Annotated in this window: 18 protein-coding genes; 10 read left to right on the top strand and 8 right to left on the bottom strand. The window is 50.5% G+C overall.

Annotated elements, in window-relative coordinates:
• Nucleotides 1-51: 51 nt before the first annotated feature.
• From SY83_RS04765 to SY83_RS23010, 5 genes are all read left to right on the top strand, one after another.
• On the top strand, nt 52-1407 hold the full coding sequence (locus SY83_RS04765) for an ABC transporter substrate-binding protein (protein ID WP_068604736.1): 1356 nt from the start codon (nt 52-54) through the stop codon (nt 1405-1407).
• 76 nt (nt 1408-1483) lie between these two features.
• Nucleotides 1484-2365 carry a carbohydrate ABC transporter permease gene (locus SY83_RS04760; protein ID WP_068604733.1) on the top strand — a complete coding sequence of 294 codons (882 nt, stop codon included), beginning with the start codon at nt 1484-1486 and terminating at the stop codon, nt 2363-2365.
• Nucleotides 2365-3183, top strand: coding sequence for a carbohydrate ABC transporter permease (locus tag SY83_RS04755; RefSeq protein WP_068604731.1), 819 nt, complete (start codon nt 2365-2367; stop codon nt 3181-3183). Before SY83_RS04760 ends, SY83_RS04755 begins: the two co-directional genes overlap by 1 nt.
• 134 nt (nt 3184-3317) lie before the next feature.
• Nucleotides 3318-5549 (top strand): hypothetical protein, encoded by a 2232-nt coding sequence (locus tag SY83_RS04750; RefSeq protein WP_068604729.1) that lies wholly within the window; start codon nt 3318-3320, stop codon nt 5547-5549.
• Nucleotides 5550-5716: 167 nt separating this feature from the next.
• Nucleotides 5717-5866 carry a hypothetical protein gene (locus tag SY83_RS23010; protein WP_157279786.1) on the top strand — a complete coding sequence of 50 codons (150 nt, stop codon included), beginning with the start codon at nt 5717-5719 and terminating at the stop codon, nt 5864-5866.
• A 174-nt stretch (nt 5867-6040) separates the two neighbouring features.
• On the opposite strand, the gene SY83_RS04745 is transcribed toward SY83_RS23010, so the two are convergent.
• Nucleotides 6041-6808, bottom strand: coding sequence for a stalk domain-containing protein (locus SY83_RS04745; RefSeq protein WP_068604727.1), 768 nt, complete (start codon nt 6806-6808; stop codon nt 6041-6043).
• Between the two features lie 272 nt (nt 6809-7080).
• Between SY83_RS04745 and SY83_RS04740 the strand changes: the two genes are divergently transcribed.
• Both SY83_RS04740 and SY83_RS04735 read left to right on the top strand, forming a co-directional pair.
• Nucleotides 7081-7989: an ABC transporter permease gene (locus tag SY83_RS04740; RefSeq protein ID WP_068604724.1), complete on the top strand. Its 909-nt coding sequence runs from the start codon at nt 7081-7083 to the stop codon at nt 7987-7989.
• An 18-nt stretch (nt 7990-8007) separates the two neighbouring features.
• Complete coding sequence (locus SY83_RS04735; protein WP_068604723.1) at nt 8008-8886, top strand: carbohydrate ABC transporter permease; 879 nt, start codon at nt 8008-8010, stop codon at nt 8884-8886.
• Nucleotides 8887-8948: 62 nt separating this feature from the next.
• Here SY83_RS04735 and SY83_RS04730 read toward each other — a convergent pair whose 3' ends face one another.
• From SY83_RS04730 to SY83_RS04720, 3 genes are all read right to left on the bottom strand, one after another.
• The gene (locus tag SY83_RS04730) at nt 8949-10661 is read right to left on the bottom strand and encodes an extracellular solute-binding protein (RefSeq protein ID WP_068604721.1); all 1713 of its coding nucleotides are present in this window, start codon (nt 10659-10661) and stop codon (nt 8949-8951) included.
• 104 nt (nt 10662-10765) lie between these two features.
• Nucleotides 10766-12403, bottom strand: coding sequence for a response regulator transcription factor (locus SY83_RS04725; RefSeq protein WP_068604719.1), 1638 nt, complete (start codon nt 12401-12403; stop codon nt 10766-10768).
• Nucleotides 12403-14166 (bottom strand): sensor histidine kinase, encoded by a 1764-nt coding sequence (locus SY83_RS04720; RefSeq protein ID WP_068604717.1) that lies wholly within the window; start codon nt 14164-14166, stop codon nt 12403-12405. Before SY83_RS04720 ends, SY83_RS04725 begins: the two co-directional genes overlap by 1 nt.
• A 284-nt stretch (nt 14167-14450) precedes the next feature.
• Here SY83_RS04720 and SY83_RS04715 point away from each other — a divergent pair, with 284 nt between their 5' ends.
• Nucleotides 14451-15359 carry a transposase gene (locus SY83_RS04715; RefSeq protein WP_082882325.1) on the top strand — a complete coding sequence of 303 codons (909 nt, stop codon included), beginning with the start codon at nt 14451-14453 and terminating at the stop codon, nt 15357-15359.
• A gap of 307 nt (nt 15360-15666) precedes the next feature.
• Here the strand turns inward: SY83_RS04715 and SY83_RS23625 are convergent, their stop codons facing one another.
• From SY83_RS23625 to SY83_RS04695, 4 genes are all read right to left on the bottom strand, one after another.
• Complete coding sequence (locus SY83_RS23625) at nt 15667-19611, bottom strand: S8 family serine peptidase (RefSeq protein WP_068604713.1); 3945 nt, start codon at nt 19609-19611, stop codon at nt 15667-15669.
• 241 nt (nt 19612-19852) lie between these two features.
• The gene (locus tag SY83_RS04705; protein ID WP_068604712.1) at nt 19853-20233 is read right to left on the bottom strand and encodes a GtrA family protein; all 381 of its coding nucleotides are present in this window, start codon (nt 20231-20233) and stop codon (nt 19853-19855) included.
• Nucleotides 20226-21230 carry a glycosyltransferase family 2 protein gene (locus tag SY83_RS04700; RefSeq protein ID WP_068604710.1) on the bottom strand — a complete coding sequence of 335 codons (1005 nt, stop codon included), beginning with the start codon at nt 21228-21230 and terminating at the stop codon, nt 20226-20228. The genes SY83_RS04705 and SY83_RS04700 overlap by 8 nt, the downstream gene beginning before the upstream one ends.
• A gap of 22 nt (nt 21231-21252) precedes the next feature.
• Entirely contained in the window at nt 21253-23652 is a 2400-nt protein-coding gene (locus SY83_RS04695) for an ArnT family glycosyltransferase (protein ID WP_082882725.1), read from the bottom strand.
• Nucleotides 23653-23858: 206 nt separating this feature from the next.
• Here SY83_RS04695 and SY83_RS04690 point away from each other — a divergent pair, with 206 nt between their 5' ends.
• Both SY83_RS04690 and SY83_RS04685 read left to right on the top strand, forming a co-directional pair.
• The gene (locus SY83_RS04690) at nt 23859-24545 is read left to right on the top strand and encodes a response regulator transcription factor (RefSeq protein ID WP_068604705.1); all 687 of its coding nucleotides are present in this window, start codon (nt 23859-23861) and stop codon (nt 24543-24545) included.
• Nucleotides 24542-26044: a sensor histidine kinase gene (locus tag SY83_RS04685; RefSeq protein WP_082882324.1), complete on the top strand. Its 1503-nt coding sequence runs from the start codon at nt 24542-24544 to the stop codon at nt 26042-26044. Before SY83_RS04690 ends, SY83_RS04685 begins: the two co-directional genes overlap by 4 nt.
• Nucleotides 26045-26136: the final 92 nt, after the last annotated feature.

The raw sequence follows: 26136 nt of genomic DNA, 5'->3' as shown, positions 1-26136 counted from the left end.
TTAAGACAGACTTAGAAAATACAAATATAGAATGTTAAGGAGATGCCGTTCATGAAGTGGAATAAAGGGGCTCTACTTTCCGTAGCGATGGCTTCCGTCTTACTCTTTACAGCATGTAATTCAAACAGCAATACAGGGGCGAACAACAAGGGCGCAGAGCCGAATACGAACAAGAACAACACGACGACAGAAGCGACCAAGGAAGACGTTACCCTCAAGTTCTTCAGCAACACACCGGATCGCACAAGCGGGCTGGGACTTCTGGAGCAAACGATTATTGATCAGTATATGAAAGAGAATCCGCACATCAAGATTGTGGTAGAAACCGCGCAAACCGATCCTTATCGGGACAAAATTAAGCTCTACAACGCATCCAACACGTTGCCGGATATTTTCAACTCGTGGGGCGACAACGCTTTCATGGAGCCGATGATCAACAACAACTCCTTGGCGGAGCTGGATTTGAACGACTACAAGGACGGCGGCTTCGTACCGGGCGCGCTGGAGCGCTTCACCCGTGGGGGCAAGTTGTACGGCATTCCGAAGAACGCTGATTTCTGGGCGGTGATGTACAACAAGAAGATTTTTGAAGACAACGGTTTGACGGTTCCTACAACGCTGGATGAACTGACAGTTGTAGCGGACAAGCTGAAAGCGAAGAAGATTGTGCCGATCGCCATGGCGGGCAAAGAGCAATGGGAACCGGCCATCACGTTCGACCTGATGCTGCAGCGCGCGGCAGGCACATTCGATGTGGCCAAGAAAGGTCTGGATCGTACAGGAACATTCATGGATCCATCCGTTATTGAAGCGGCGAAGACGTACCAGGAGATGGCCAAGAAAGAATACTTCGGCGCCGGCTTCCTGAACAACGATTACGACACAGCTAAGAATATGTTCGCGCAGGGCAAGGCCGCGATGTTCCTAATCGGCGAATGGGAAATGGGTATGGCGGTGGATGAGAATATTCCGCAAGAAATGCGCGATTCGTTCGGAGCCTTCGCGTTCCCGGGTTCGGCTAAAGCGAAAGCGACCGATACAGCGCTATGGTTCGGAGGCGGCTATTCCATCTCCAACAAGTCCAAGCATCTCGAAGAAGCGAAAGCGTTCCTGAAATGGGTATTCCTGCCTGACAATTGGGCGAAGACGGCCTGGCAGCAAGGCACGGCGATTCCTACGCAGAAGTATGATCAGTTCTTCACGGGGAAAGAGAACAACCTTCAGAAGGATTTTACAACCATCTTCTCCTCGGCGACGTCCACCAGCGATATTATCCAGAACACGTTGGCAGGAGATAACCAGAAGGATTACTACAATGCGCTGATGAAGCTTCTTGCGGGAGCTTCGACACCGGAAGAGTTCCAGAAAGCGTTAGATCAAGCAGCCGAGAAGAACGCGGCCAAATAAATATAAAGAACGATAGCGCGGGACTCTCCTGGTTACAGGAGAATCCCGTTCCTTATCGGGGTTAGGAGTTGTAGAGATGACCAAGATGCTTTCCAACAAGCTGATCATTACGTTATTCATCATGCCGGGCTTGCTGTTCTTCGCCTGTTTTATCTTAATTCCGCTGATTTATAGCGCATTCTATTCCTTCACCAATTATGATTTGTTACAGCCTTATACGTTCATCGGTTTGGATAATTACAAGGAACTCATTCGCGACGGCGATTTCTATCATTCCTTATGGAACGCGCTGCTCATGATGCTCGCCTTGATCTTCATACAGCATCCCATCGCGATTGCGGCGGGCATGTTCGCCCAATATCTTGGCCGCGGCGAGAAAGCGATCCGCGCCGTCTACTTCCTGCCTACAATTATCGGCGTCGTTGTCGGTTCCATGGTATGGAGCAGCATCTTCTCCACACAATTCGGATTGTTGAACCATCTGCTCGATATCGTCGGTCTGGAATCCTGGCAGCATGATTGGCTGGGCGACCCCAAGACCGCCATCTGGTGTATTATTCTCGTCTCCATGTGGTGCGGCTTCGGTTACGCATTCCTGCTGTATTACACCGGCCTCAAGGGCATTCCCGCGGATCTGCATGAAGCGGCCAAGCTGGACGGCGCAAGCAATTTCCAGATTCATACGCTGATTGACCTGCCTATGCTGAAGCCTATTATTAAAGTGAATGTGATTCTTGCCGTCATCGCGAGCTTGAAGATGTTCGATATTACAAAGCTTATGACGAACGGCGGTCCGTTCAAGTCTACCCATATGCCTCTGACTTACATGTATGAGGAAGCGTTCAGCTTGAATCGGTACGGATACGGGAACGCGGTTTCGATTACCTTCGTTGTTATCTGTCTGTTGGTTACTTTTGCCATGAACAAAATGATGAAATCGGAAGAGGGTGAAGCGTGATGCTGCGAAAACTAGGAATATGGGGCACCATCGCCATCATCGCGGTCCTTCAGATCTTCCCCTTACTGTGGCTGTTTAACTTCTCTTTCCTGCCCAGCAGCGAATTCTTCGGTTCCAGCATTCTGAAGTGGCCGGATCCGTTCCATTGGAAGAATTACAGCGACGCGTTGACCCATGGGAAAGTGCCGCAATTCTTCCTGAACAGCGTTCTTGTCACCGCGGTTACCATCGTTATGACTACACTGATCTCGATCTTCATGGCTTACGCCTTCACACGCATGTATTGGAAGTGGAGAGGCGTCGTGCTCGGCATCATCCTGATCGGGATGATTATTCCGGTGCAAACGACGTTACTGGCGAATTTTCTTATTTTCAAAAATATCGGCTTACTCGACACCTACTGGTCCCTCATCTTACCGGGTATCGCGTTCAACATCCCTATTTCCACGTTCATCCTGACCGGCTTCCTGGTCAGCCTGCCCCGCGAGATGGAAGAAGTGGCTGTTATCGACGGCTTGAACATCTTCGGTCTGGTCATGAAGGTCGTCATCCCGTTGTGTAAACCGGCAATTGCCGCGATTAGCGTCATGGTGTTTCTAGCCAGCTGGAGCGATTATATTAATCCGCTGACTTTTATCTCATCGGAGTCGCTGAAGACACTTCCGTTCTCGATTATTCAATTTCAAGGACAATACTCCAGCAATTATGGCGCTCAATTCGCCGTGCTGACGTTAATCAGTATTCCGTCCGTCGCGATCTACCTGCTCTTCTCCGAGCAGATTACGAAGGGCATTATGGCCGGTGCCGTAAAGGGATAAGCAAACTTACGCAATGGGGAGACACAAGAGCTGCATATACGTTTCTGTGTCTCTTTTTTTATACTAATTCAAGGGGGTGCTTGGTTGTTTGCAAGGCGATTATAAATGTAGTTAATGATTAGGAGGATGAATTAATGAAGAAGAAGTATGCATGGAGCCTTAGAAACGCATTTGTGGCTCTGTTTTGTGTAAGCGCTGTCTTGGTTTGGCAGGGATCGCCAGCTTCCGCGGAGAACGGGACGGTTCAACTGAATGATGCTTTCAACACCACGGGATCTTACCAGAGCTTTTACTTGTACGGGAATTCCGGCGGTTCGTTTAATGTGTCGAACGGCGGCCTCAATATTACGAATACGAACAGCAACTCCACGTTCGGTGTCTATAACACCAAAGCGGTATCCGGCCACTTTTATGCGGAGGTGGATGCGAACCTGGAAGTTCCTATCGGACTTGCGCTCGTGAAGAAGACGAACAATGCCCCGGATTACAACAATTGGACCGCAATCAACATCTATAACTGGAACGGCTCGATTCATGCCGAAGTGCTGGATCGCCAGAACGGGGTCAATAACGTCCGCGACAACACCGGGCTTACGGCGAATCCGACCGATCCCGGCTACACGTTAAACAACAGTGACCGCTATGACGTGGCGCTGGACGGCAAATATTCGCTGCCCACGAAGAATCATGCCAAGAAGCTGCGCATTATACGTAATAACAATACGGGCTTCTTCCATTATTACCTGCGAATCGGCGCCACCATCAGCGGTCAGTATGTAGAAGACTGGGTGGAACTGGCTCCGTCGAAGGATTGGAACGCCGCAGGCTCCGAATTCTATGTAATGCCTCTGGTCCGGGATGGCAACGGCGTTACCGTTAAGTACGATAACCTGCGTGCGGTGAACAAGCCGCACGACGATCAGAGCGATGTGGGCACAGGCTTCAAAGCAACGAAACGCGAATACAATTGGGGCGGTTATGCGGGCGAAGCCGTTGTAGTAACGTTCGGGGACAAGTTCGCTTACCGCAATCAGGATCGGAAGCTAGTATTCTGGGATCAGGCGAATTATGTGCCGATGTGGCAGTTGGATGACAAGACGGCGTTCAGCTATGAATTCGTGGAATCTTGGGCAACGAACGGCTTGCTGGGGTGCTTCGAGCCGATGTCGGATCGGACGCGGCGCTGGACCACGGTGAATATTCTGGAGGACACGGCGGTTCGCAAAAAAATTCACTGGAAATACACCCTGATTAATCCCAACTATGAAGTTCTGGGATCTTCCGCGAATCCTTCGGACTTAAGCTCTGTGGGGAACAACAACGGACAGTATCCGGAAGTCGATGAGTACTGGACCATCTATCCGGACGGAACCGGAACGCGGCATATTTACTTCAAGCCGAAGCTGGACGGAAACTGGAGCAACAAGGGCTTCGAGCTGTCGGAACCGATGGTGATTACGAACGGTAAAGGCGCGCAGTACCCGGAAACGTATATTGCAGATACTGTCTCCTCCTTCACTAACTTGGAAGGTAATTTATTGAACTTCACGAAGTCGACAATGAGCGGCTTCAACAATACGTATCAGGCGAGCGGCACGAAGACGTTCGACTCGCAGTACTTGCCAACGCTGCATAACTGGAAGCAATGGATCACCGTGGGACATCTGAACAATCTGGATGCGTATGCGGTTTGGAATAACGAGCATACGTCGGACTATGTGGATAAAGGCGTATCCGCCGGACTCAACCTGGATGTGGAGATGTCATGGCATGATATGAAATGGAAGTTCGGCCACTTCCCGATCAACAAGGAAATATGGTGGGCGAAGCGAGCGGACGGAAGCCCGGACTATAACAGCACATTCGCTGTGTTCCCCGGCGTTCCGGCTCATACATCCATGTTCGGCTTGGGGCAGTACAATTCAGGGACGAACTGGTCCTCCAACTACAAGACGGACGGCAATGGCAGGAAATATCGGGAGTATACGTCCTTAATCGGTCTCTCCGCTTCCAATGATTATGCGGCGATGCGCAATCATACCAGCGCTTGGCTGAAGCCAGGCACCATCACGATGAACAATGGGAACAGCGCATATACCGGCACTTACTATCCGGACAAAACCATCGAGTTCAACCGCACCGGCGCAACGGAAACGAATTTCACGATCACGCCGGTTGCCGGTCAGACGCAGAAGAACCCCGCTTTCAAGATTACCAACTGGAACGCGGGCAGCGCTGCAGTGTCACTCAACAACGTAGCCCTGACGGCAGGCGTGGATTACGAAGCTGTCGTGAGTAACGGACAATTGTTGCTGTGGTTAAATAAGTCGATAAGCTCTGCTACGAGTGTGAAGGTAACTCCGTAATAAGAGCGCGCTCCGGGCTGATGACTGATAGACTCCCCATACGGTAGACAGTTGAGATTATAAAACTGTTGCCGCGAGGGGAGCAATTTTTATTCATTATTTAGAAGGATTGAGCCACCGTCTGGGCGCTTAGCATGATATTATAATATAATCAGGAGGTTGATCGAATGGAAATGAACGAACGTGAATTCATGAGTGCTGTATTAAAGGCGCTTGAAACTCTTGACGCAAAGGCTACGACGACTCAAGACGCAGTACTTCACATAAAAAAGGATATAAACGAGTTAAAGACGTCCGTTGACGATCTTAAAAAATGAATTTTACGATTTCCGCAGAGAAACTAATAACAACTTCAACAAGGTTGACCGTAGACTGCGTTTATTGGAAGTTGATTATGATCAACTAAATGAACGTGTAGATAAACTTGAACTAGATACATCGAACTAAGCGAGGGACAGTATTATACTGTCTCTTTTATTTGTAAACGAAACCTACTCAACAACTGTTATGTTTATTTCAGTTTGAAGTGTTGTGGTTTCTTTTGAACCGCTTATGATAAAATCAGCTTCTGCTCCGACGACATAATGACCTGGATCAAGTCTAAAATCGCTTACCTCTTGTTGAGTTGAAGAACGATTTAACAGCAAATCTCTATTTATCAGATAGTTCTTGATTAAAGATTCAGGAAAAAACCGTAGTTGCTTATCTCTCTGTTTAAAGGTAGATGTCATCTTCATAGGTGCTGTAAATTCATGTTGTATAGCTCCATCTTTATCCTTAATGTAATAAGACAGCAGCGGATACCCGTGTTCAATCTTGATCTCGCCGCTACCCACATATTCAACTTCTGACCATATGGATGGGATCTCATCGCGTGTATATTGGTTTTTGCCACTAAATAAGCCTATTTCAAAATGGTTAGAACTCGCATGCTTTCGATTCGTTGTATTGAATATTTGTTGAGTATGGATGTTAGCAATCTTAACCTCTTTAGTAGTGTTATCATATAAGGTCCTAGCCCCCAGGGTATCAGCAACAAAACGAATGGGAACGTATAAACGGTTATTGTAGGTAAGAGAAGTATATTCATCCCCCATGGTTCTCTCTTCTCCATTTATAACATATTTGACGTTAATGATATGTGCTTGAATCTGTTTTAAGTAACTGGCTCCGTTCATAACATTAATACTTAACAGCATTAGTGACAAAACAGAGATGATTATCATTACGATCCACTTTACCTTGAGTTTTCTTGCCATAGTAGCAAAACACCGCCTAATCTTGTAGTTATTTTTTAGACGCCTATTCATCATGAAAGTTTCGGTCTAGAAGCAAAAAAGAGCCATGCAATGCGTGGCTCTTTTTGTTATGCCGGTATTAGTTCCAAGGAATTCCTCACAAGAGTAGCAGACGCAGCTGTTAAAAGTCAGGAAGCTATAAAAATGCCATCGCCCTTTTCAACCCGCCATACCCCTAGGACGGAGCTGCATTTTATAATGAATCAAAATAGATATAAAGGAGGTCGTAATCGATGTACAAACGCACATGGAATCTCAAAAAAACCTGGCCGTTCCACGTAATGCTGCTGCCCGCTGTCATCATGACGCTGATCTTCGCCTATTTGCCGATGGGCGGTATCATTATGGCTTTTCAGGAGTACAAGCCGTGGACCGGTTTCTCGAATTCGCCGTGGGTCGGTCTGGATCACTTTCAATACATGTTTGAAAGACCGGACAGCAAGCAGGTCATCCTGAACACCGTCATCATTGCCGCTCTCAAAATTGCCTCAGGTTTAGTTATTCCCTTAGTGTTCGCCATCCTGCTAAATGAAGTGCGTAAGCTAGCTTATAAGAAAGTACTGCAGACCCTGGTCTATTTGCCGCATTTTTTATCCTGGGTCATTCTGGGAGGCATCCTGCTCGACATGCTTTCTCCGGATGGCGGAATCGTCAACAAAGCGCTTGGCTTCTTGTTCGGGGTGGAGCCTATATTTTTCCTAGGGGACGGCAACTGGTTCAGAATTACGGTCGTTGTGAGCGATGTCTGGAAGGAATTTGGCTTCTCCACCATCATTTTTCTGGCCTCCCTGGCGGGCATTAATCCTTCTCTCTATGAAGCGGCTGAAGTGGACGGCGCGGCGCGATTAAAACAAACGCTCCATATCACTCTGCCTTCCCTGCTCCCGATAATCGTGGTGGTTGGGACGTTGTCGCTGGGCAATATTCTGAACGCAGGATTCGATCAGATTTTCAATCTCTATAATTCACTTGTTTATGATAAGGGCGATATTATTGATACGTATGTGTACCGCATGGCTATTTTAAACGGAGAAATGAGTTTTGGCGCTGCTGTCGGTTTGTTCAAATCGGTAATCGGCATGGGCCTCATTATCCTTTCTTACAGATTAGCTTATAAAATGGCGAATTACCGTATTTTCTAACCGGAGGAGGAATATTCGATGTATCATAAAACATTGCCCTACCGTATTTTCAGTGTGTTCAATTATATCTTTCTCGGAATTTTGGCGCTGTTGTGTATCCTGCCTCTAATCCACGTCCTTGCCGTTTCTCTAAGCGGAAAAGCTGCGGCAAGCGCGAATCTGGTTAGTTTATGGCCCGTAAATTTCACGTTTGAAGCTTATGTCAAAACATTGGGCAACGACAATTTCATTACGGCTTTATGGATATCCGTCAAACGTACGGTGCTCGGTACGGCGCTTGGAATGATTGTTATCTTTCTGGCAGCATACCCGCTCTCCAAGGACGAATCCTCGTTCCGCGGCCGGAGCATATACTCTTGGTTTTTCGTCTTTACGATGCTGTTTGCGGGCGGTATGGTCCCATCCTACATTCTCATTCAGAAACTTGGGTTGATGAATTCGTTGTGGGCATTGATTCTTCCCGGCCTTGTGAACGTGTGGAATATGATCCTTATGCTGAATTTCTTTCGTAATGTACCGAAAGAGCTGGAGGAAGCCGCTTTAATCGACGGAGCTACCCAATTTCGCACCTTGTTTATGATCTATCTGCCCATTTCTATGCCGGCCATCGCAACCTTGTCTTTGTTTACGATGGTGGGCCACTGGAACGACTGGTTTTCAGGAATGCTCTATATGACCGACTATCAAAACTATCCGTTGGCCACATTCCTGCAGACGATCATTGTGCAGCAGGATTTCAGCAAAGTAAACGTGGATCCTTCCGATTTGGAGAATATCGCTCAACGGACCGTAAGAGCGGCTCAAATATTTATCGGCGCCCTGCCCGTGCTTCTCGTGTATCCGTTTCTTCAGAAATACTTCGTTAAAGGAATGGTATTGGGTGCCGTTAAAGAATAACGGATGCTGAGCAAACTTAAGCCCGGGCGTTATGGCCCGGGCTTCTTTTCTGCTTTCCCATTTTATTTACTGGTTACAGTTGCATACCAATCATTTACTTCTTTCGTCACTTTCTCTCCGCCTGCGGAGTTCCATTCTTTGACGAACTTATCGAATTCCTCTAATGGAACTTTGCCGTAGATGATTTTACTGAACGTTTCCTTCTCCATTTTTTGAAGGAGCTCGTTTTTGGCCATCATCGTTTCCGTAGGTGCCCCTACAAACTTCTGAGGCATGACAATGGCCTTCTGATCCAGGACAATTCTGGCAGCCTCCAATACGGTGGCAGGTGAAGCTGCCTTGGTTGTTTTTTCATAAGGGGTTACCGCTTCTTCTCCGTTGGCCAGCTTCGCCAATGTCTTCATGGACAGGGAAGGAATTCGGGCGCCGTCAAAGGTAAGCGTGTATTTATTAACGGGAACCGCACCTCCCGGAACCTCGCCGCCTACAACCACTTTTCCGTTGACTTCGTCCCAATCGTATCCTTTGGCCATCCCATTCTCAAATTCGGAGCCGGCTGCAGGATTGGCGTAATGCTCAAACAGGTAGTTCTGGTAGGTAAAGAACACTTCAGGATTTTTCATATCCTTATTGATCAAGACTACACCGTTTCGGCTGGCCGTATCGTGCCTTCCTGCTTTTCCATCCGGTCCCGAAGGAATCGGATAAGCTTTGTATTCCGCGCCTTTCACGTTCTTCTTCACATCTTCCAAGGGCCACCAAGGCATCCAGTGCGGACCGGCAACCATACCTGCCTTCCCTGCCGTGAACAGCTCAGTCGCTTTGGTTTCATCGAATAGACCCGCTTCTTTCGGAATAAGACCTTTTTCCATCCATTCACGCAGCTTGGCTAAACCGGCTTTAGCCTCGGTGCTGACCGAACCGTATTCCAGCGTTCCATCCGGCTTTTCATTCCACTGGTTCGGCATCGCACCATAGGCGCCAAATACCCACCCCGCGTCGCTCATCCACGTGTTGACCCAATTTTTAAATCCGATTGTAAGTCCAACCGTATCCTTTACTCCGTTACCGTCCGGATCCTGGTTTGTGAAAGCTTCCATAATGCGCTCCATATCCTCAATCGTCTTCGGCGCAGTCAGGTTTAATTTCTTCAACCAGTCTTCCCGAATCCAAAGCACCGGATCTGCGTTGTAAGCATAATCCAGAATCGGGATCCCGTACCGCTTGCCGTCACGCATATATGGATACCATACGCTCGGATCCTCGTTCATAGCGTCTTTCCAGGTTTGGGAAGCATATCGGTCAAAGAGCTCGCCCACCTCCATGAATTTACCGGAATCAATCATATCTTTATCTACGTCCGAGCGCAGCGCTACAATATCCGGCATTTTCTGATTAGCGGATAGGGACAGCCGGAGCTTCGTCTTAAAGGCATCATTCGTGTCTGTTACGGTCCATAAGTATTTAATATCGATGCCAAGCTTCTCCTTAGCCCACTTCAGATGCACGTTGTTCTCTATTTTCTCCCCGTTTTTAAACGTCAAATCCCCGCCTACTCCACGAACAGTTGTGATGGTAACGGGAGGGTCGTACTTGCCGTTACTCATGGGAAGCCCGTCTGTTTCTTTCCCGGTTGAGTTATTGTTTCCCGCCGTTTCATTGGTGCCTGCTTTGCCGTCTTTCACTTCCTCGCTGGATTGCGAGCATCCGATGACTGAAACCAGCAACAGAATGACCGCAATCATCGTAAGTACGAATCTGTTATGATACCGCATTGGCTTTCCCCCTATTAGGTGATGGATGACTTCACTAAAATTGTAAGCGATAACAATCCAATGCGGGAATGTCATCTCCTGAAGATGAATGGCATTCTTATAGCTTATTGTGACGGAAGACGCGGTAATTGCATTTCGCGGTACTCCTGAGGGGTCGATCCGTACTGCTTCCGAAACAGCTTGATGAAATACTGCGGGTTCTGATAACCCATCTCAGCGGTGATTTCATATATTTTCTTATCACTGTGAATCAGCAGATAAGCAGCCTTCTCCATTCTTACTCTGTAAATATAATCACTTACACTTTCGCCGGTCTCCAGTTTATACACTTTAGATAAATAAACAGGGTGAAGAAATACATGTTCCGCAATCGTCTGTAAAGACACATCATGGGACAATTGTTCTTCAACAAACCGCTGCACTTGTTTAACAACGGACATCCGGTTCCACTTGGTTTCGTCCTCTGTTTCCAGCTTCAGCCTTTCCAATACCCGGGCAGACCAATCCCTCATCTGGGAGACGGAGCGAAAGGAACTGTGGTCCAGCAGCGTTTCAAAATCTTGGCCGATATATTCAGACAACTTCTGCCCATTCTTATGTACAATATAAGCAAAACTATTAGAAATGCAGAACAGTGCTTCCAGCAAATGATCCTGTGAATGCGAACAGCATTGCTCAAGCTCTTCATAAATCTTGTTTAATTTCGTTTGCAGGTCATTCCATCGTCCCATTTCCAGCAGATGGTGCAGTGTCGGAGGCTCATACAGGATCTTTAGCGTAAACGGCGCTCTTTCTTCCCGGGCGGAGCCTGCGATAAATAAGTCGGAAGCGCTGCCTGCTTTCCGCCGGATCGCGGAAACCGATAAATCGTAAGTATGGCTCAGCTCTTCCGGAAATGAAAGCACACGGCTTACATGTAAGGTAGCGAAGCCTTTCAGATAAGTTTTAATATGGTTCTGCACTGCAACGGCGTGGCTTTGCACGGCTGATTGCAGCTGATCTATTGAAATGGATTCCGAGTTAGCAGAGGTTACCAGACAGACTAAATAATCATGCGGATCTTTGCACATCCATAATCGATACTCAGAGCCGAATTGTTCTTCCGCTATATTTCCTACCGCATACTGAACTAAGGAAACACTTGAATAGTCATAGTTCACAAACTCCTCTTCCAATCGAACCAACATAAGAATGGCGTTCTCCCCTGGTTGGATTTTTAAATCATACATACGGAGCTTTCCGGCTAATGACTGCCCGTTCATCTTCCTCCCTTGCAGCAATTCATTCAGCAGTCCCGCACGAAGAACAGGAAGATGATCCCTCAATGTTTGCATGGCATTATGATAAGAGGAAATCTCCTCCCATTGCAGCTTCAGACGAGTTAGGACTCTTTGAACGGAATCCAAAGCTTCTTCATCGCTTACCGGCTTCAGAAGGTACTCCGCAGCCTGATGCTGCACAGCCTGTTGGGCATAATCGAAATCCGCGTGACCCGTGAGCAGAATGCATTTCGTTGTGTTCCATCTGGATTGGATTTGCTCCGCTAGTTCCAGTCCGTTCATTCCGGGCATGCGGATGTCCGTGAGAACGACGTCGATCGGAGTATGATGTAACCGTTCCATGGCTTCATAAGCGGAATAAGCTTTATACACTTTCGTAACATTAATTTTCTCCCAATGCACGGTATCGGCCAGACTGTCTACCAGATGGACTTCATCATCTACAATTAACAACGAGTACATTACATGACCCCCTCTAACCTGAATATTTCCTGCATGGGAACCCGGTTCCAACGAATCGTCGTTTTTAGGCCGCCTAAAGAGGAGTTGTCGAACTCTAAACCTGAAGGGGCACCGTAACGGTATAAAAGTCGTTGATGCACATTCCACACCCCGCAGCCCATCTGGTCATCCAGCGGCCGGTTCAGCCTGTTTCTTAACCGTAATAATTGCTCCTGAGACAATTCGATTCCGTCATCTTCCACAACGAGTGTATATTCATGGGCATCCAAAGTACCTGAAATCCTGATTCTACCTCCTGCCGGGTTAAGTTCGATACCGTGAATGACAGCGTTTTCAATCAACGGCTGAATAAGCAGGCGCGGTACCAGAAGAGGCTTCATGCCTTCCGGCAGTTCCAGTGTATACTGTATCCTCGGCATCCTCAGCTTTTGAATTTCCAGATAGTTGAGCACAAGCTGGATTTCCTCCTCCAGTCCCGCCTCATCCTTCTCTAACCGAGTTGTATAACGGTAATACTTGCCTAAATGATGAACCATGGCGGAAATAGCAGCGTTCTCGTTTAATTTAGCCATACTGTGGATGTACGCAAGACAGTTATACAGAAAGTGAGGGTTGATTTGCGACTGAAGCTGCTTCAGAACCGCTTCACGCGACCTTATTTTCTCTTCATACACTTTCTCGATCAGCTCTTGGATTTGTTCCGCCAGCTCATTAAACCGTTCCACCAGGAATCCGAACTCATTTCCATGCCTAGTCCGAATGCGGACTGCGTAGTTCCCTTTCTTTAATTGCTGCACACCGCGCATAAGCGAACGGATCGGAACCTGCACTTGACTGTACAAAAGAAAAGTCGCAAGAACGCTTAACGTTAACAGCAGAATCGTGGAATAAATAAACAAATCCTTTGATTTGGTAATCGGGGACAAAATCTCCTGCAACGGCACATAATCAATCAAATACCAACCCATTTTATCCGATTTGACAAAGGAGACCAGATATCGCTGTCCATCCAATAACATCACTTGCTTACCGGAAGCGAGCTTCTGATCTTCCCGCCATTTCCGAGTCAATTGAACGATTAAGTCCTGGTCGCTGCTACTGTTGGAAATAACGCCGTCCCGGGGGTTGAAGAAGAACGGGTCGCCTTTACCACCCTCCTTGTATTGATCCAGCAGCCGAATCAGATTTTCCCCGGAAAATTTCACTTCAAACATAAACTTTACTTTCCCTGTTCGGGGAATGGGTGATACAGGCTCAACTGTGCGCCAGGCGAACTTATATTGGGTTGAGCCGTTTATCTTCGCTGTCTGTACCTGCCAATCTGGTTTCGTATATTTCCGGATATAGTCCGAATCAAATGTTTGGCCCGCATCGGTTGATATGACTTGCTTCATTGAGGTGGAATAGACCGACATCGTATTATTCCAGCTGCTGGAGGAACTAACCATGCTTAATTTATCTTTCAGCCGATTCATTACCGTTATCGTATCGAGATTAAGCAGCTTGTTATCCAGATACATCGTCTGAAAAACTCTTACATCAGGATCTTCGATTAACAACAGCGAGGAGCTGGACAACTGATCCATGGAGGTCTCCACCTGGCTGACAAGAAACGATAACTTATTGACGCTGGATGACTCTATTTCTTCCTGGATGACCTTGATGCTGACCTTGTGAGAATAGCCGTACAGACATACAATCGGAACCAGCAGCACGAGCAGTAACACGATCACTTTAGTGAAAATCGTAATTCTGGAACCCATATGTAACTCCCCCCGTTTCGTTCCTCTAAATTTATACTTTTTTCTCATTAAAATAACCTCTATTTATGCCTTTCAGGATGGGTGACCGCGTATCATGTTGCATGCTCAACTGCCAAGTATTAAATGAAATTCAGCGCCGATGCTGGGTTATCCCGAAGAATCAGGTAAATTTTTTATCCGTTCTTTTTAAAAATAACACTTGAGGTAATAATATTTATTTGGTATTATATTACATATAAAGAACATTTGTTCTTATATTGGTGAGGGGGAGTGAAGTGAGGATTATGTCTACTAATGAAGTAACTTTCGATCAATTTAGACATAAGTATCATGATGAGGCTTCTTGTCTTTCTATCCTGATCTCCACCAAGTGGCCTAACGGTTACCGTTGTCCGCGCTGCGATTCCCCTGATGCTCATGTCATTACTACGCGTCGTCTACCCCTGTATGAATGCCGAAACTGCAAGTATCAAGCTTCCCTTCTCGTGGGAACGATTATGCAAGGAAGCCGTACTTTGCTGCATAAGTGGTTTCAGGCTTTGTTTCTCATTGCTAACCCTTCAGCTTCAATCAACGCGGTGCAGCTATCAACCATTATTGAAGTCACTTATAAGACGGCTTGGTTGATCCTTCATAAACTTCGCCATGCCATTCAGCAAGGAGATGCAGAGCAGCTGCTCAGCGGACTTGTCGAAGTGATTTCAGCTGCGTACAATCCGTGCAATTTCCATATTAAAGGCTTTAAGACGATGCGCAATGAGCAGCCATTTGTTGGAGGGGCCACTCTTAACTTTGGTGAAGTTGCCTATATTAAGCTGAAGCATGTTTTTATACCGAAACATCATCCTAACAAAGAACTTAGTTATTGGGATTATTCCAACTTCATTGAGAATCATGTCAGTCATTCTGTCCGAGTTCCTTTTATTCATTATGGTTCAAGAAAGGAGAACGCTTGCGACACATTAAATATCATCTGTGATTCTGTTCCTGTTCGAATAAACGAGCGATATTACGGGGTAAGCGACAAGCATTTGCAATCGTATCTGGATGAAATCTCCTATCGTATCAATCATTCATTTAAACCGAACCGTGCGGTATCGAAATTATTTAAGCTGTTCATCGGTACACCTGCTGTTACCTATAAACAACTCATTTCACGCAAACCGATGTGCTTACATGTACAGGTCGCCTGACCCACGGACAAACATTTTTGAATTTCATCTTTACTTCTCTAAATACATCAACCCTTATTTTTCGAATATATCATTTCATTGCCTTCTTCGATCACACCACATCACCGCACCACACCACGCCACTGAGCGTTCGGGATAACCCAGCATTCCAGTCTTCGATTACACCACTGAGCCTTCGGGATAACCCAGCATTCCAGTTCAAATAAGTATCACGAACACCTATTTTTTAGACGCCTATTCGTCATGAAAGTTTCGGTCTAAAAGCAAAAAGAGCCACGCAAACGCGGCTCTTCCTACTGCTAATTTTTTACTTCACACTGCCGTAGTTGTCCAAAATGTAGTTCGTATCCACCGCATCCACCTTGTTGTCGCGATTGATATCCGCGGACGCTGCTTGGTAGGTGGTCCATGGAGCTATTTTGCCCATCGCCTTGTTGGCTTGGTTGAGGTCCTTGAGGTCCACGATGCTGTCCCCGTTCACATCCCCCGCCGTCAATACGCCGAAATGGAGGGTCTTCGCCGCGCTCACCCCAACCTTCATGCTCTTGGCGATATGCCCCGGTACCGAAGCCTTGATTGTGTAGGTTCCCGCTGCCAACGAGATGCTATACGTCCCGTCCGCGTTCACGATCCCGGTTCCTGCCAGTTTGCCTTGGGCGTCCCATGCTTCCACTTTCGAAGCCACTACGCCGTCCGCACCCTGGTACCATACCTTATCGTAAGCTACGCCGAAACCGAAGGCTTCCGCCGTCAGCTTGCCGGAAACCACGTATTTCTTGGTTACCACATTCACCGTACCGCCCGTTAGGGTGCCTGCTTCAATCTCCTGACCGTTGCTGTTCAGCAACCGCACATTCGACAAAGCCAAATCGTATTTACCCGTCTTCGTTGCACTGAACGGATAGGATGCCAGAGACCCGCTGCCGCTAAAGCCGCCGATATCCCCGGACAGCGACACGATATAATCGGACCGCACCAATCCGCCCGCCAGCTTCACGACTTTCTCACGCACGATCAGTCCCGATGCCGGGTGATTCGCTTGCTGATACGTGGACAGGGTCACGCTGTTCGCCACGGCGCCTTTGGTCAACGCCGAGCTGTACGTCAGGCTGAACTGCGCGGAATACAAATCTTTTACCTGAGCAAAATCAACACTAACGTCAAACCCTTCCTTCACCGCTACTTCCGGTTTGGATGGCGCTACAGTCAGGCTGGTCTTCTGCGTGCTCACGTTATCCACCACATAAGCCGGCGAAATCGTACCGTTGCCTGCCGAATCGTAAACGTAAACTTCGATCGGCGTCGAATTCAAGCCTACCGGCACTTTAATCGTAAACGCGCCGTTTGCCGCAATCGTTCCGTCCGCCTGCACCCAGTCGCCGTCTTTCTCATACAGAGCTGCTACGCCGATGCCCGAGTAATCCCCGAACACATCAACCAGCAAGTCTTCCTGAACGGCGCCCTTGATCGTTCCGATACCGTCTTCAACCTCCAGCCCTTCCTCCAGGGTGGATTTAGGCACATGCGTATCCGTGACGAAAGGTACCGCTTGATCCTCTAACAGGTAATCGCCGCCTTCGTCGCTGTAAAATGGCGCCAACGCGTACAATCCGTCATTTACCGTAAACACATCCGTGTAATCCGAGATGGTGCCGTCCCAATCCGGAACGATATAACTGCCCGGCGGAATGCCTCCCGCTTCTTCGGTAATATATCCTTGCCATTGTCCGCTCACGTAGTCAAACACATCAAGGGATACATAGGTGTTCCGCAAATTCACCTTAAATGCCACATCCGAAGTATCGATCGCCCCGTCTTTATTCGGAGAGAACACATCCGGCGTCAGCGATAGATCAGACACGGTGTCCGGCAAGTCGACTTCGCCAACATATACCGCCACGGGTACATTCAGCGTTCCATTCGCGCCGGTCAATGTAACCTCGCCTTCATACCGGCCCGTCGCTGTTGCCGCATCCACGGCCAAAGCCACATCGAACGAGGCCGTCTCGCCGGCTGCCACAGCAACGGTTGACTTGCTGCTCGACAGTACGCCTGCTTCCTTGTCGTACCACTTCGTGGTTACGTTGTAGCTGGCTGGGGTACCAGAGATATTCTTCACATCGATGGTCCGATATACGCTATCCCCCACCCCGACTTTGCCGAACGAAATACTTCCCGTGTGGTACGGCGTAAGCTCGCCGCCGCGCACCGCGTTGTTGGCTTCCCGTACCATGGCGATGGCAGACGCTTCAATTGCTGTGTTCAGGTTCACGCGTCCCGCGCCCTGTACCATGTGGCTGTAACGTGTACCCGAACCATCTACGAGCTTGTTCGCTGTATTCATCAGCAGTGATTTAATCTCATCCGGCAACAGCTCCGGCTGCTTGTCCAGCGCAAGCGCCGCAGCCCCCGCGATATGCGGAGCAGCCATCGAAGTGCCTTGTAAGTATTCATAGGCATAGGTATAGTTTCCGTCATAGGAAGGAATGGATGAACGAATCGATACCCCCGGCGCAGAGATATCCGGCTTGATTTCCAAGCCCGGCAAGGAAGGCCCGCGGGAGGAGAAGTCCGCCATCAGATCGCCCGGATCCGCATAAGAGCTGAAGCCGGTCAAGGAGAAGGTGCCGCTGCCAGAAGCTTCCAAAGCGGCAAGCAACGCCCGTCCGTCCGTTCCCTTCATGTCGAACGTCGGAATGAAGTTCAGGGAATCCTCCAGCAACACTCCCGCGTGTCCGTTTAGGTCATCCCGGTTGAAGATGATTGCGGCTGCAGCGCCGGCTGCTTTGGCGTTCGCGATTTTGTCCACGAAGGCGATATCGCCTCGTTTAATGAACGCGATTTTGCCGGTGACATCCTTGCCCTGAAACTCCGCGGTTGTGCCGAGCCCGGCATAAACGAGCTCAAGCGGCGTGCCTTCCAACTCTTTATAGTCACCCGCCGAATTATAAGCCATCACGCGCAAGTCATAATATGTGTTGGATGTCACCGTCGACGCGCCGGTAGCCAATCCCACATTACCCGGCGGCGTCGATGCGCCTACGGAAATCGCCAGCTCCGAAGCCGCCGGCGAGCCTGTCGTAAAGTCGCCCGGACCGTTGTTCCCGTTCGACGTCACGACAACCAACCCCGCGAGCACCGCGTTGTTCAGCGCGATGGAATCCGCCGCGTTCTGGTCGTTCGCGTCGGAGCCTAGCGACAGGTTGATGACGTCCAGGCCGTCCGCAACCGATTGTTCCACGGCCGCGATGACGTCTTCCTCCGACCCCGAGCCGCCCGGACCCAGCACCCGGTACGCGTACAAATCCGCGCCCGGTGCTACGCCGCGAACCCAACCGGTCGCACCGTTCGGGTTCTCCGGGTTGCCCCGCCCGAGCACCGTGCCGGATACGTGCGTGCCGTGGGAGGTCGCCGCCTCCGGATCGTTCGGATCGGGCGGCGTCTCCATCGGATCGCTGTCCTCGTCGACAAAGTCGAAGCCGCCGCGGTACGCGTCTTTCAGGCTCGGATGGCGATAGTCGATACCGGTGTCGATGACACCGACCTTCACACCGCTGCCGTCGAAGCCGGTGTTATAGTAGCTGCCGACACCGATGTGCGGCGCGCTGTCATTCATCAGCGGATCGACCGTATCGATCGGGTCGACCTTCATTGTCCTTGAAGGATAGACCGCTTTAACGCCCGGAAGCGTCGTCAGCTGTTCTACCTGATTGGCGGGCAGGGTCACCGAGAACCCGTTAAACACCCGCGAATATGTATGTCTGGTCTTAATACCAAGCGTCTTCGCGGCGGAAGCCTTGAATAACGCCTGTTCCTTATCGATGACCGCTTTATGATTGCTCTTCTGCAAGGCGCGGCCCTGCTTCACCAGAGCGTCTTGCACAGCCAGCGGTCTCGCTTGAAGTTCAACGATAACCGTAATGGTCGATGCGCTCCCGGATTTCGGCACATAATTTTGAACACCGGTCAACGCTGGAGACGCCTCTACGGCTTCTCCGCCGACAGACCGTACTTTAAACGGACTCGCACTTCCCGCCGCCGACTTCTTCGCGCTTGCCGCAGGCTTGCTGTTTTGCTGGAGATTGGGACTTTGCAAGGATTTCAGGAGTGTTGCGCTTGAAGGTAACCGTGATTCCAAAGCTTTGACATCCAAAGGCTCGGCCGCCGCCCCCACGCTTATACCCGAGAACATGACGCTGAGCGATAACATGCCTGGCAATACTGTTCTGCTTAACCGTTTACGATTTCTCAACAATAGTCCCTCCTAAGCTAAAGTGAACACCTTTACAAAGTCTATAAATCTATCAGAGTTATTCCATAATGTACTATAATTGCTAGCGATTTGAATGAGCAAAAAGGCCCTTACACGCCTAAGCATATTAAGGGCTGATCTATGTCGAATTCTGCTGATTTTAGGAAAATTATTGATACTTCAGGGACTTTAGACAGACTGTCGCCGAGGGACGAAGGTCCTGAACGCTTCACACTAATCCTTAGGCTCGAAATATAAAGGTTCGGCTGCCTATATAATTAATTATCACACTTAAAAGGGTTGCAAGGATTTTGGCCAAATAAAGGCTGAAGCCCATCCCATGAATCATCCCCCAGAGCAATAAACTTACGATCACCAATGTCATTAGATTGAGCAAAATAAATTTCACGAACTCACTTACGCTTCCGCTTACCTGCTCTCTAAACGTCCACTTTCGGTTCCAAATGTAACTGTTCGCCACACCGCTGCCATAAGAGATCCATTGTGCCGGCAAGACGCCAACCCCAGCTGCGGAGAGTCCCGCGAACACAAGGAAGTCCACCGCTGTATTTAGTACACCTACCAGTCCGAACTTCAGCAAAGGCGTCCAACGGTTAGTCATAAACAATCTCTCTGGTGCTGCCCGAGTGCGCGGAGTGCGCGGAGCGTGCGGACTGTTCGGTATTCAACCCAAGCGTATCCCGCACGATATATAACGGACGCCCCTTGGACTCATCATAGATCCGGCCTACATACTCACCCAAAATGCCAAGAATGAGCAAGATAAACCCGTTGAATATCAAGTTTACGGACATGATGGAAGGCCATCCGGGGCTGGTCGAATCCGTGAAGAGGGTCATAAACAGTACGTACATCAGGTAGATGAAACCCGAACCGGACAATAGCGCCCCCGCATACACGGCTAGTTTCAAAGGTTTGTAAGAGAACGACAGAATGCCGTCCATACATAACTTCAACATCCGCTTCAACGGGTATTTCGTTTCGCCGGCTAGCCGTTCGTCCCGCACATAATAGACAGCCGTCTGACTAAAGCCTACCCAACTGACCAAGCCTCGCACGTAACGATTATTTTCTGTAATGCGTTTCATCTGGCTTACCACCTTGCGGTCCATTAAGCGAAAGTCCCCCGTATCCACGGGGATGTCGATATCTGTCGAAAGTTTTAATATGCGGTAAAAACAGGCCGCGGATATTTTTTTGAACCAGGTTTCTCCGTTTCGCTGCACCCGCTGGGCATAAATTACCTCGTAGCCCTCCTGCCACTTCGCAATCATCTCGTGGATGATTTCCGGCGGGTCCTGCAGATCGGCGTCGATAATAATAACCGCATCCCCCTCCGCGTAGTCCATTCCTGCGGTAATTGCAATCTGATGCCCGAAATTCCGGGAAAACTCAATCAGTTTCACGTTGCTGTCCCTTTCGGAAATCGACCGGATCTGCTCCGCACAGCGATCGCGGCTGCCGTCATTGACGAAAATCAGTTCATGCCTTTCACCGGTCTCCCTCATCACTTGCGCCAATCGGCGGTACGTTTCCTCGATGACTGCCTCTTCGTTGTACATGGGAATAATGACCGAATATTGCACACCTTCCCTCATCGTTCTCTCCTCCAGTCTTTATCTATGGCAAAATCACTTCATATAGTATCGCTTCCCCAAACATCCGGTTCATTAATGGAGCGTCTTGTAGACGGTTGAATGTGCTGGACGTATTGGATGTGTTGTCCGCCGCGGATTCTCCGCTCTTCCATGCCCCCGTAGGCACTACCTTGCCATGCTTCTGAATCCACGCGGTCACCTCGCCGCTTCCTCCCCGCATACCGCCTCCGCCAAGGAGGAAATATTTCAACTCGCCCGCCTTCACCATCGCTTCAAGCTTCTCCGGGGTATAGACGGGATCCTGACCGGAAAACCCGCCCATCGAGATGACTTTCTCATTCTCATCGATGATGTACGGCGCAGCTGTGGTATAGTCTGTTGTTGCAAAAAGGTACGTTTCACCCGTATTGCTCTCCTGCAAGAAAGCAAGCGTCTTCTCGTCGACGCCTTCTTGATTCATGCCCGGCATGCCGCCAGGCATACCGCCCATGCCTGCACCGTTCCGGAACATCTCCATCATTTCTTGAGGCGTTATCCCCTCAGGTAAGGGAGGCAGATTGTCCGGTGTCATGCCGTTGGGCAATGCCGGCATGTTGTCCGGCTTCGAGCCGTTGGGCAATGCGGGCAGATCGCCCGATATCTTGCCATTGGGCTGTGCCGGCAAATCGCCGGCATCCATGCCTTCGGGGAAGGCCGGCAAGTCTCCGTTCGAGGATCCCCCCTGGCCCGCGGTGCCGCCGCTCATTCCCATAGCTGGCATAGCACCGCCGCGGCCTCCGCCAAAACTCATCTCGGCACCGCCGGGACCCGCTTGGGGCAGCATGCTGTTCTGTCCGTATGTGATCGGGGTTGCCGCCCAATATAGAGGACCAACCAACAGCACCAATAATCCTGCCCATGCGGCGGTCTTCATCCATTTCTCTTCTTGCTGCTTGAAGCCCGCCAGCATCACGGCTGTGATTATCCCTGTCAACAGCACCCCAATGGACCAACCTTGGCCAATTGTTTTATTAAACGGCTGCATCACATACCACTGAAACACGGCGGTGCCGGCTACGGCTCCAGGCAACAACCAGGTTTGCCATCCGCGGCCTTCCGCGCGGTAAGTTTCGTAAAGTCGAGTCCATCCCGCGCCGGTTAACACGGCGATCGGCGGTGCCAACATAATCAGGTAATAATGATGAAAGAAGCCTGCGATACTGAAGAATGCCGCGCACGGCAACAACCAAGCCAACCAGAACAGGGTTTCGATATGTTGCTGCGTCAAACGGCGTCTGCGCATACCGGCAAGCAAGATCACACTTGCGGTCAGCGCGAACGGAATGAGCCAGCTGGCCTGACCGGACAGAGCGGACTGGAACAATCTCAGAGGTCCCTTCTCACCTGTACCGAACATGCCTCCCATGCCCCCGGCTCCGCCTGGGAACCCTTCGCCTCCAAACCCTCCGGGTAAGGCGCCCGGGAGCACCCCGTTAAGTTCGGGGAGTGTGCCGTTGCCGACCGCGCTGGGTGCTTCTTGTGCAGCGGCATCGGGCATTGCTGTTCCCGCACCCGTACCTGCAACCGTTCCCACCTGCCCGTCCATCCGCTGACCGTTCATTGGCCCCCCGACCGGTCCGTTCCCCGGTCCTTGATCTCCCGTTAACCGGGATAACCCGTTATAGCCGAATGCCAACTCGAGCACAGAGTTCGTTTCGCTGCTCCCGATATAAGGACGGTTGTCCGCCGGGATGGAATCCACCACAACGGCCCAAGACAATGAAACCACGGCTAACATGGCCGTTGCGCCTGCCAACACGCCAAGCTTTTTACGCCACTGCATCCGCACCGCAAGTAAATAAAATCCGTAGAACGCCGGCAACACCATATACGCTTGCAGCATTTTCATATTAAACGCCAGCCCGACCACGCCGAACGCCGCTATCAACAGACCCGCCCGGCCTTCCCGCGCTCCCCGGAACAACAGCCAGGTCGCAAGCAACAGCGTAAACACGAGCATGCTGTCAATGTTATTCGTCCGGGCAACCGCAACGGCAATCGGCGTCAGCGCGAACACCAGCGAACCGATTCTTGCAGCCTTTACGCCAAAGCCGGGCTTGACCAACCCATAAATCAACAGTACCGAACCGACACCCGCCAGCGCCTGGGGCAAAATAACACTCCACCCATACAACCCAAACACCTTCGCGAAAGCCCCTTGAATCCAGAACGTGAGCGGAGGCTTATCCACGGTAACGGAACCCGCGGAATCCAACGCGCCGAAGAAGAAGTTGCTCCAGCTTTGCAGCATGCTTCCGACCGTCATCGTGTAATAAGCATTGGCGTATTGTTCCGCCCAGATGTTGTAGCCGTTCAGGAACAACGCCAGTAAGGCGATGCCTGCTAGCCAACGGTCTATGCGAATATTTTGGAAAAGAATCAGTTTCACTCGAATATACACTCCTTTAATTGGAACAAGTTTGCGATGGACCTATTGTGCGCCCTCTCCCTGAACCAAGCTTGAGCGTTTGCTGAAAGTTTACTGAAAACGGAAAAGGTATGATGCATTCAGGCTATTTTCAGGAAACACTGTCATACTAGAAGGGCTAAGGAACAGGCGTATGGACGGGTATGGGGAGGATTCAAGGAATGGGAAAAGTTAAAGGAATCAAGCTGCTGCTGGTGGATGATGAACCTCATATATTGCAGTTTTTGGAGTTGGGCCTGGTGAATGAGGGGTATGAAGTTCGCACGTCCACAGACGGAATGAGCGCGGTTATGATAGCCGAAGACTTTCAGCCTCACTTAGTAATACTAGATATTATGATGCCTGGGATGGATGGCTTTGAAGTCTGTCGGATGTTAAAGCACAACAACGCTCAGATCGCAATTATCATGCTAACCGCCAAGGACGAGGTCGGGGATCGGATCAAGGGACTCACGCTCGGAGCGGATGATTATATGATCAAGCCGTTCTCCTTTGACGAATTGCTGGCACGGATCGGGGCGCGTATTCGCAATCAGTTTCCTTTTTTGCTGGGAGAAGTGGTGTATGGGCCGTTCCGCACAGATGACCGCCGCAAAGAGATTACCTACGCGGGAACGGTACTGGAGCTTTCGCCTACGGAGTATGAGCTGTTGCGCTTCATGGTGATGAATCACGGCATTGTGCTGAGTAAACCGGCGATTCTGGACAAAGTATGGGGCTATGATTTCCAAGGGGAGGAAAATATTGTCGAAGTGTACATCCGTTCCTTGCGTGAGAAGTTAAAAGATAAGGAACATCAGTTGATCCGCACGATTCGAGGCTCCGGCTACCGGATGGACTTTTCATGAGCGGCGGGGCCAAGGACTTGTTGGAACGGTTGCGCGGGTTTGGACAAGTTCGGTTAAGTGGCGGACGTCGTTCGTTGAAGGCGCAGTTAGTGTCGCGTACGCTCCTGATTCTGGCTGTGCTGCTAGGGTTAATTGGACTTCTTCAATATTTTGTTATGCAAAATTTCATGTACCGCAATGAAGCCGACAAGCTCGAAGCTCAGTTAATGTCCGTGCCCAAGGAGCTGGTGTGGAACGGGGACCTGTTCCCGCAGGCGCCGGGCATCAGACTGCCTCGCTCCCCGCTCATGATTATGGGCGATACCTCATTCGCGTTCTTTTCTCCGGGTGGTGCCTTTACGGATGTGCTCGGGGAAAGCGGTTTGGCCGCTCCTCGGTTAACTGACGCGGAATATAAACAATGGTTACGGCAACGCGCCAAGCCCCGGACCGGGAACTACCAAGTGTTGAAGAATGCCGAAGGTGTAGAACAGCTCGTCATCTTCCGTTCCCTGCGCGGGTTACCCGGCAATCCGGGAGGTGTTCTGCAGATGGGCGTGGAAACGGGACCGCTGCAAGCCGTATTAATGCGCCAGCTGACCACGTTCGGCGTGTTGTCCGCATTGGCTTTGTGCGCGGGACTGCTGGTTTACAGCCGGGTGCTGCGCAGGACGCTGCGACCCCTGTTCCGCATGGTGAAAGCGGTCGAAGGCGTCGATGCCGGCAACCTGGCCGAGCGCTTCCCCGCCCATCAGGGGCAGGAGGAGATCGATCGGCTGGCGCAGTCGTTCAACCGAATGCTGCAGCGGCTGGAGGCTTCGTTCGAGCAGGAACGCGAGGCCAAAGAGCAGATGCGCCGCTTCATCGCCGACGCCTCCCACGAACTGCGGACGCCGCTGACGTCCATCCACGGGTTCGTGGAGGTGTTGCTCCGCGGCGCCGCGGATCGGCCGGAGCAGCTGTACAGCGCGCTGAACAGCATGCACGGCGAGTCCAGGCGGATCATCAAGCTGGTCGAGGACCTGCTGCTTCTGGCGAAGCTGGACCGCGCGCCGGCGCCGGCTTTGGCGCCGGTAGAGCTGACGCGGCTGCTGCGGGAGATGGAGCCGCAGCTGCGCGTGCTTGCGGGCGAGCGCGACGTGCGCTTCGCCCTGTCGGAGGGGATCCGCGGCGAGTATGACGCGGATCAGATGAAACAGGTGATTCTCAACCTGTTTCACAATGCCGTGCAGCACACCGATCCCGCCGGCGGGCGGATTGAGGTGGCGCTTCGGGCTCGCGACGCGCTTGAAGCGGAGCTGGTCGTGCGCGACAACGGCGGCGGCTTGCCGCCGGAGAGCGTGCCCTATGTGTTCGATCGGTTCTACCGGATCGACACCTCGCGCACGCGAGCCAGCGGCGGCGCCGGGCTGGGCCTGTCGATCACGAAGTCGATCGTGGAGGCCCATGGCGGAGCCGTGAGCGCGGACAGCGCGCCCGGGGAGGGCGCGGTGTTCCGCGTGCGGTTGCCGCTGACGTAGCGGCGGCGCGCAATATTGGCATAAGACGAATCCTGAAACATTCTGTTTCCAGCTTGCGTCTAGGGGTCGAGGTGAACTTAATGAGGACTTCA

This window comes from Paenibacillus swuensis (assembly GCF_001644605.1).
Classification (GTDB): Bacteria; Bacillota; Bacilli; order Paenibacillales; family DY6; genus Paenibacillus_N; species Paenibacillus_N swuensis.
Note: the sequence above shows the minus strand (reverse complement) of the source record. Positions and strands in the feature narration are given on the sequence as shown.

What these genes read in the sequence shown, in the direction of transcription:
- SY83_RS04745 (WP_068604727.1), bottom strand. Translation starts at nt 6,808, where the DNA reads ATGGCAAGAAAACTCAAGGTAAAGTGGATCGTAATGATAATCATCTCT.
- SY83_RS04735 (WP_068604723.1), top strand. Translation starts at nt 8,008, where the DNA reads ATGTATCATAAAACATTGCCCTACCGTATTTTCAGTGTGTTCAATTAT.
- SY83_RS04765 (WP_068604736.1), top strand. Translation starts at nt 52, where the DNA reads ATGAAGTGGAATAAAGGGGCTCTACTTTCCGTAGCGATGGCTTCCGTC.
- SY83_RS04690 (WP_068604705.1), top strand. Translation starts at nt 23,859, where the DNA reads ATGGGAAAAGTTAAAGGAATCAAGCTGCTGCTGGTGGATGATGAACCT.
- SY83_RS04720 (WP_068604717.1), bottom strand. Translation starts at nt 14,166, where the DNA reads ATGGGTTCCAGAATTACGATTTTCACTAAAGTGATCGTGTTACTGCTC.
- SY83_RS04740 (WP_068604724.1), top strand. Translation starts at nt 7,081, where the DNA reads ATGTACAAACGCACATGGAATCTCAAAAAAACCTGGCCGTTCCACGTA.
- SY83_RS04750 (WP_068604729.1), top strand. Translation starts at nt 3,318, where the DNA reads ATGAAGAAGAAGTATGCATGGAGCCTTAGAAACGCATTTGTGGCTCTG.
- SY83_RS04705 (WP_068604712.1), bottom strand. Translation starts at nt 20,233, where the DNA reads ATGACTAACCGTTGGACGCCTTTGCTGAAGTTCGGACTGGTAGGTGTA.
- SY83_RS04685 (WP_082882324.1), top strand. Translation starts at nt 24,542, where the DNA reads ATGAGCGGCGGGGCCAAGGACTTGTTGGAACGGTTGCGCGGGTTTGGA.
- SY83_RS04700 (WP_068604710.1), bottom strand. Translation starts at nt 21,230, where the DNA reads ATGAGGGAAGGTGTGCAATATTCGGTCATTATTCCCATGTACAACGAA.
- SY83_RS04725 (WP_068604719.1), bottom strand. Translation starts at nt 12,403, where the DNA reads ATGTACTCGTTGTTAATTGTAGATGATGAAGTCCATCTGGTAGACAGT.
- SY83_RS04730 (WP_068604721.1), bottom strand. Translation starts at nt 10,661, where the DNA reads ATGCGGTATCATAACAGATTCGTACTTACGATGATTGCGGTCATTCTG.
- SY83_RS04715 (WP_082882325.1), top strand. Translation starts at nt 14,451, where the DNA reads ATGTCTACTAATGAAGTAACTTTCGATCAATTTAGACATAAGTATCAT.
- SY83_RS23010 (WP_157279786.1), top strand. Translation starts at nt 5,717, where the DNA reads ATGGAAATGAACGAACGTGAATTCATGAGTGCTGTATTAAAGGCGCTT.
- SY83_RS04755 (WP_068604731.1), top strand. Translation starts at nt 2,365, where the DNA reads ATGCTGCGAAAACTAGGAATATGGGGCACCATCGCCATCATCGCGGTC.
- SY83_RS04760 (WP_068604733.1), top strand. Translation starts at nt 1,484, where the DNA reads ATGACCAAGATGCTTTCCAACAAGCTGATCATTACGTTATTCATCATG.